Below are 6,762 nucleotides of genomic sequence, written 5' to 3'. Positions count from 1 at the left end.
GTGCCGGCCCAGCCGGGATTCGAGCACGCGGCGCACCTGTGGCTGCCCGTCCACCAGCGCCACCGCGGCGCGGAATACGTGCGCGGGCGCGGGGACCGGTAGCAGCCGCCCGGTGAGCGCCGCCCCGAGGCCCACGACATCGCCGGCCAGTTGAAGCGCCGCCGTGAGCACCGGTTCTCGATCGGAGGGATGTTCGTATCGGCGACTCCACGGCCGGTCGGCGGTTCCGGCTTGGTCTTCGACACGCTCGAGGATCGTCTCGAGGCGCGCGGGAGGCAGCCGTGCCGGGTCGGCGGCCACCGTGATTCTTCCGGTCGCGGCGTTGATCCGCACCCACTCGACCCCGGTTGCCGGGTTCAGGTGCCGTCGCAGCAGTTCCCCGACTCGGCCGCCGTCGGTGGAACGCAGGCCACGCACCTCGGCGTGAATACGATTGCCGTGCACCGCGACCCGCCGCTGCCATCGCTGTTTCCGGGGATCGAGCAGGGAACTCAGTTCACGGCCGAGACCGTGGGTCAGATCCGCGACCACGGTGCGGGCTCTCGGATCCGCCAGGCGGGCGGTCGCCTCGACCGGGCGCCGCACCAGGCCCATGGTCGCGCCGGTAACGGCCAGCGGCACCCGGATCGGCGCCGACACGATTCCGCTCAGCGACACCATCAGTTCGCGCTGTGCGCCGGGCGCGCGGACTTCCGGCGTGTCGAGGGCTGCTCGGTCGACGCCTCGGGGCCGGATGCCCGCGAACGGGTCTTCCGGCCGGGCGCCTGGTGTGCGCCGGTTTTCCGGGTGGATGACTGTTGGCCGCGGGTGGACGACCGCTGGCCGGATGCCGTCGAGCCGGATGCCTTCCGGGCGGACGCCTTCGGCGCGGATGCCTTCCGCACGGGTGCGTTCGATCCCGCTCCGGCCGCCGACGACGCGGACTGCGCCCCGGACCTGGACCGTCGCAGCAGGTAGGCGGCTCCTGCGACGCCACCCACCGTCAATACGACCGGCCATTCGATCAGGCCCGCGAGTCCCGCGGTGGCGAGGCCGACCGCGGCGGCCGTCGGCGCATCGATCCGGCCCTTGGATCCGGCGATCGCGCCCTGGACGCCGCCGCGCGCCGCGCCGGTTACGGCACCGGCACTCGCGCCCGCGACCGCTCGAATCCCTTGCACCGCTGTGGACGCCGCGGCGCCCGACACCTTTACGATCCCCGACGTAATACTCATGATCAACCTCGGCTGTCGACAATGGGCGATGTGCTGGACCTGCCCGCAAACCCGCCACGCAAACATCGGCGTCGTGCCGGAATATCCACGCGGACCGGGTCTTCGATCCCACGACCGCCGTACCGGCAACGCCCGCAACGGATTGCGCGTCGGCGGGTGGGCCGCCGCGGCTACTCCCCGCGGGCGAGCCGGAACGGCCCGCGCTCCCAGCGCCAGCCGTGGCGCAGCGCGAGGCCGTTCAGATCCACGATGTCGATGCCGGTTTCATCGATATAGCGGCGGAACTCGGGCCATGCGATCGGTCCGTCGGCCAGCCGGTTGCGGAGGATGTTCTCGTGCCGGGCGTCGACGGTGTGACGACGCAGGTCCGGCTCGCCGAGGCGGCTGCCGGTGAAAACCAGCCAGCCCCAGCCGCGTTCGTGCGCCCACGCGCGGGCGGCGTCGAGCTTGACCCGATTGCCGTGGACGGCGACGCGGCCCAGCGGGACGACGTCTATCAGCACGACGCGGTCGTCGGTGAGCCGGGCGGCGACGGTGGGGTAGTGGGTGCGCTCGGCCCCGTCCAGGCGGTAGTCGACGGACCCCGGACGTTCGGTGAAGGTGGCGACCTGTTCGCTCTCGTCGAGCATACGCAGCAGCCGGGCCTCCAGCGCGGTGTCGAAAGTCGTTTCCCGGTCCAGTTTTTCGGCGAATACGGAGCCGCGCGCGTCGTCGTCGGCATCCGCGGTGCGGACCGGAGCGCCGGGCAGATCACCGGGGGAGCCCGCAGGCCATTCAGCGCGCCGCAGCAGCGGAACCAGCTGTCCGGCAACCGGTTCGGTGTGCCGCGGCGTGGGGAGATGCCAGCGGCCGCGCTGCTGCCACCCGGCGATGCGCTGAAATACGAAGCCCGCCATGCGCTTGGCGTCCATCAGCGCGTGACCGGCCAGCCGCAGCCGCAGGTAGGCCAGGTCCTGCGCGGCGATATCGCTGTCGGTGGCGTAGATTTCGGCCAGCAGCGTGCGAACCAGCCGCTCATCGCCCCAGCCGACCGGATAGCGCTCGGCGAACACCGCGGTGTCCGGGAATCCGGTGGCCTGCACCCGCCGCACCATCTGTCCCACGGCGCGGGTGTACAACTGCCGCACCCGATCCCGCGACAGCTCGTGCCGCGCCCCGATCAGCGTCAGCGTCTCCGGGCGCTCGCCGTCGAGCCCCAGGCGCGGCGTGATCAGCTCGGCGCTGCGCGGGCGCTCGTCGGCCTGGACGGCCACCATCGCGGCGAGGGTCTCGTCGGCCTCCTCGAGCCCGAACGAGATGCCCTCGCGCAGGTCGTCGAGGAGGCCGGTCCGCAGGTCCTCGATCCGGCTCGTCGTCACCACTTCCGCCCGCCTTCGCTACTTCGTTCGAAAAGCGTATCCCCACAACCGGTCTGCGGGCGGTAATGCCGGGTTCGTGTCGAGAGTCGCAGAGGGGCCGACGGGCGGTGAACCTCGGCGGCTTTCCTCGGCTCGTGAGGGCCGAACGGCTCGCACAGTCGTGTTCGGGCACTGCGCGTCAGAGCGCGTGTGGCCCGGGCGCATCGGACTTCGAGATGCCGAGATGGCGCAGGAGCCGATCGAGTCTACCCGGCCCGGCCCGCGATCCCGAACCGGGTGAGCAGCAGCGCGCCGACCCACGCCACGGTCGCGGCGGCGGCCAGGAGGTGGATGCCGTCCACGAATCCGGCGTCGGCGGGGGATCCGGCGACCGCGCCGAAGATCGCGACGCCGCAGGCCGTGCCGACCTGCCGCGCGGTGTTGGAGGTGCCGGTCGCTAGCCCCGACCGGTCGGCGGGTGTGGCGCGGACGACCGCGGCGACCACCGATGCGGTGATCAGCCCGCCACCGCTGCCGATCAGCAGGATCCCGGCCAGCAGCCAGCCGATTCCGCCGTCGGCGTGTACCCCGGTCAGCAGGAGACTGCCCACGGCCGCCACCGCGCAGCCCAGGGCGATCGCCGTCCGCGGCCCGCGGCGGGCGGTGATCCGCCCGGAGACCGGTGCCAGCACGATCAGCGGCACCGCCATCGGCAGCACCGCCACCCCGGCGGCCAACGGTGACCAGTGCCGCACATCCTGCAGATAGAGCATGACGACGAACAGCACGCCGTTGAAGATCAGGTTCATGGTCAGCGCCACCAGATTCGGGCTCAGAAAGTCTTTGCGGCGCAACAGATCCAGCGGCAGGATCGGATGCTTGCTGTGTGCGGCGCCGAACAGCGCGAGGCCGAGGGCCAGCACGGTGACCACGGCCGCCGCCGACACCGTCGCCGATCCGGCGTGATGCCCCGCGGAGATGACGGTGAACACCAGCCCGCCCAATCCGATCACGAAACCGAGCAGTCCGGGGACATCCAGCCGCCGATCGGGGGAGCCCGGCCGGTGCGGGACCACCAGCAGCGTCGCCGCGATCGCGAGCACGATCAGCGGCACATTGATCCAGAACACCGGCCGCCACCCGAACCAGGCGACCAGCAGGCCGCCCAGCAGCGGCCCCGCGGGCAGCGCCAGCGACGACACCGCCGCCCAGGTGCCCAGCGCCTTCGCCTGTTCTTCCCGGTCGGGATACACCTTCACGATCACCGCCATGGTGCTGGGCAGCAGCAGCGCGCCGCCGATGCCCTGCAGCGCCCGCGCACCGATCAGCACTCCGATATTCGGCGCCAGCGCGCACACCAGCGACGCGGCCCCGAATACTGCGAACCCGGCGAGCAGCACGCGCCGGTGTCCGATCCGGTCGCCGACCGTCCCGCCCGCCAGCAGCAGCCCGGCGATGACCACCACGTACCCGTCGACCACCCACTGCAGCATTGCCACGTTCGATCGCAGCCCGTGCCCGATGCTCGGCAGTGCCACGTTGACGATCGTGACATCCAGCAGCACCAGGAACATGCCCGCGCACATCACGGACAGCACCCGGCCTGGCCGTTGGGTAGCCGGCAGGGGTGTCGCGAGAGTCGAATTGCTCATGCCCGCAGTGTTGTCCCGTATTCGTTCGGGCTGCACCGAAGTGTCACCGCCACCGAACGGCTTCTCGACGGCCACGGTTCGGTGGCCGCCGAAGTGTCGGCGCGGCAGACTGGCCGTATGACAGACGGCCGACCCCTGTACGGATACACCGATATCGCGGCGGTCGGCGCCCTGCTGGCCGACGCGACCAGGGCGCGGATCGTGACCACGCTCGCCGACGGCCGCGCCCTGCCGGCGTCGATCCTGGCCTCGGAGTCCGGCGTGGCGGCCTCGACCGCCAGCGAACATCTGGCCCGGCTTGTGGAGGGTGGGTTGCTCACGGTGGAGCGGTCCGGCCGCCACCGCTACTACCGGCTGGCGAACCGCGAGGTGGCGGTCGCCATCGAGGCGCTGGCCGTGCTCGCCCCGACCCGCCCGGTCCGTTCCCTGCGCGAATCCACCCGCGCCGCCGCCCTGCGCCGCGCCCGCAGCTGCTACGACCACCTGGCGGGCAGGCTCGGCGTCGCCGTGACCGAGGCCCTGCTGGACCGCAAGGCACTCGAGCGCACCGACGGCGTCCCCGGAACCGAACGCGCACAAGACGATCCGATCTCCGCCCCCTTACCCGACCACCCCTACCGGCTGGGCCCGAACGCCGAACCACTGTTCGCCGAGCTGGGCGTGGACCTGTCCGCCGCCGGTCGCGGCCGCCGCCCCCTGCTGCGCTTCTGCGTCGACTGGAGCGAACAGCGTCACCACCTCAGCGGCGCCCTCGGCGCCGCCGTCCTCACCCGCATGGAATCGGCGGGCTGGGTGGAGCGCTTCGGACCCAGGCGGTCGCTGCGGGTCACGGAGCCGGGGGCGAAGGTGCTGGACCGCGTGCTCGGGGTGGAGTTGGCGGCCTGAGGATCGGGGGAGCCGGGGCCGCGTCCTTCGCATCGGCTCTGCCGCCCACCGCTGGCGGCCCGCACTACTCGCCGCGTTTGCCGAACCGACCGGAGGGTATGCCGCGTGGGCAGGGCAGATACCTGTTCGAACGCTCGGCTGAGGAGGTGGCGAATGCTAGGCAGGCAGCTGCTGGTGGGCGGTGCTGTCGTCGGGTGTGGCGTGCTGGGGCTGGCCGCGTGCGGTGACGATAACGGCACCACCTCCGAGAAGAAGGACTCCGGGGGCGGAACCTCGGTGTCGACCGGCGCCGCCCCCAACCATTCCGGAGCACCTGCGGCACCACCGGGTGGCGACACGGCTGTGGCCGCCGCGCTCGCGGCCCTGCAGACCGCGACCGGTGCGGTGCCCGAGGGCAAACCGTTCGACCTCGAGACCGAAACGAGCGGGGCCGACATGGTATTCGACGCCAAGGTCGCGTCGAACGGCAACGAATTCAAGATGCTCATCGACTCGTCGGGCCACCAGGTGCAGTCGCCACAGCAGGCGGACAAGCCCAGCGACGACATCGCCAAACTGACCGACGCCACCGTCACGGCCGAGCAGGCGCTGCGATCGGCAAGCTCCCGCGCACCGGACGCCCGTTTCGACGAAATGGAGATCGATACGAACGCCGACGGCACCGTGATCTGGCAGATCCAACTGGTGACCGGCGACAGCAACCCCGCCACCTACATCGTCGACGCGACGAGCGGGCAACTCAGCGGCCCATAGTGGTGCCGTGCCCAAGACACGGGAAAGGCCCGGTGAAAACCGGGCCTGACCTGTATGAAACCTGGTGCGCGATACTGGGATTGAACCAGTGACCTCTTCCGTGTCAGGGAAGCGCTCTCCCGCTGAGCTAATCGCGCATGGTGCCTCTTAGAGGCGGCGACGGGAATCGAACCCGTGTGCACGGCTTTGCAGGCCGTTGCCTCACCACTCGGCCACACCGCCAACCAAGGCCGGGTTGGCCTTCGAGCGGATGACGGGATTCGAACCCGCGACCCTCACCTTGGCAAGGTGATGCGCTACCAGCTGCGCTACATCCGCATTTCGCTTCCGGAGGCTCTTTCGCTCCTTCCGGCTGCGAGAGAGAACATTAGCCCACCTTCGCCACTGTCAACAAATCCGCTGGTAGATGCGGGTGAATCGGAATCACAGCGATGTAGTTCGGCTGGTCGGGAGGTTGGCCGCCCGGGGGTGAGCCGCTCCATCCCATGTCGTCGATGATCAGGCTGGAACCGCCCTCGCGAGCCGGTGACCGGACGCGAGGCACGGAATCGGACGTGCCGCCGATCATGTTCGTGCACCCTGCCTCTCGCCGATCCGACTCCTCGGAGAATGCCCAGGTAGACCCGCGATTTGGTGTGACGCGGGTGATGCGTGTTAAGGTTTCGTCTCGTCCGGAACGGCACGCGAACCGCTCCGAACACCTCGCAACTTCGGTCCCATAGCTCAGCGGGAGAGCGCTCGCCTCACACGCGAGAGGTCGCTGGTTCGAAACCAGCTGGGACCACAAATTGGTATCAATCTGAACCGGTCTCATTGGGGCCCTGGCTGGCGGTTTTCGCTAGTGTTCCGCGCCTGAAATCCGCTGCGGATATCGTGCGAGGGAGTCGCCGATTTCCTCGGCGGTCTTGCGCCAGCTGAATG

At 70.3% G+C, this 6,762-nt stretch carries 6 protein-coding genes and 4 tRNA genes; 3 read left to right on the top strand and 7 right to left on the bottom strand.

Annotation, left to right across the window (positions count from 1 at the left end; genetic code table 11):
• From NM1_RS38510 to NM1_RS38495, 4 genes are all read right to left on the bottom strand, one after another.
• The coding region (locus NM1_RS38510; protein WP_218022190.1) for a hypothetical protein at positions 1-660 on the bottom strand (660 nt) is incomplete at its 3' end.
• Positions 660-1,214: a hypothetical protein gene (locus tag NM1_RS38505; protein WP_147289116.1), complete on the bottom strand. Its 555-nt coding sequence runs from the start codon at positions 1,212-1,214 to the stop codon at positions 660-662. The genes NM1_RS38510 and NM1_RS38505, both read right to left, overlap by 1 nt.
• 170 nt (positions 1,215-1,384) lie before the next feature.
• The gene (locus NM1_RS38500) at positions 1,385-2,575 is read right to left on the bottom strand and encodes a hypothetical protein (protein WP_246011623.1); all 1,191 of its coding nucleotides are present in this window, start codon (positions 2,573-2,575) and stop codon (positions 1,385-1,387) included.
• Positions 2,576-2,817: 242 nt separating this feature from the next.
• Positions 2,818-4,203, bottom strand: coding sequence for an MFS transporter (locus NM1_RS38495; protein ID WP_068032366.1), 1,386 nt, complete (start codon positions 4,201-4,203; stop codon positions 2,818-2,820).
• Between the two features lie 117 nt (positions 4,204-4,320).
• Here NM1_RS38495 and NM1_RS38490 point away from each other — a divergent pair, with 117 nt between their 5' ends.
• Both NM1_RS38490 and NM1_RS38485 read left to right on the top strand, forming a co-directional pair.
• Positions 4,321-5,088, top strand: a complete 768-nt coding sequence (locus tag NM1_RS38490; protein ID WP_114699800.1) for an ArsR/SmtB family transcription factor — start codon at positions 4,321-4,323, stop codon at positions 5,086-5,088.
• 153 nt (positions 5,089-5,241) lie between these two features.
• The gene (locus NM1_RS38485; RefSeq protein ID WP_084520452.1) at positions 5,242-5,841 is read left to right on the top strand and encodes a PepSY domain-containing protein; all 600 of its coding nucleotides are present in this window, start codon (positions 5,242-5,244) and stop codon (positions 5,839-5,841) included.
• A 62-nt stretch (positions 5,842-5,903) separates the two neighbouring features.
• Here NM1_RS38485 and NM1_RS38480 read toward each other — a convergent pair.
• The 3 genes from NM1_RS38480 to NM1_RS38470 form a co-directional block, all read right to left on the bottom strand.
• A tRNA-Val gene (locus NM1_RS38480) sits at positions 5,904-5,978 on the bottom strand.
• Between the two features lie 14 nt (positions 5,979-5,992).
• Positions 5,993-6,063 (bottom strand) — tRNA-Cys (locus tag NM1_RS38475).
• 23 nt (positions 6,064-6,086) lie between these two features.
• Positions 6,087-6,159: transfer RNA gene (locus tag NM1_RS38470), tRNA-Gly, on the bottom strand.
• 394 nt (positions 6,160-6,553) lie between these two features.
• Here NM1_RS38470 and NM1_RS38465 point away from each other — a divergent pair.
• Positions 6,554-6,625: transfer RNA gene (locus NM1_RS38465), tRNA-Val, on the top strand.
• Positions 6,626-6,762 lie beyond the last annotated feature (137 nt).

The sequence above is a fragment of the Nocardia mexicana NBRC 108244 genome (assembly GCF_001613165.1).
Lineage (GTDB): Bacteria > Actinomycetota > Actinomycetes > Mycobacteriales > Mycobacteriaceae > Nocardia > Nocardia mexicana.
Note: the sequence above shows the minus strand (reverse complement) of the source record. Positions and strands in the feature narration are given on the sequence as shown.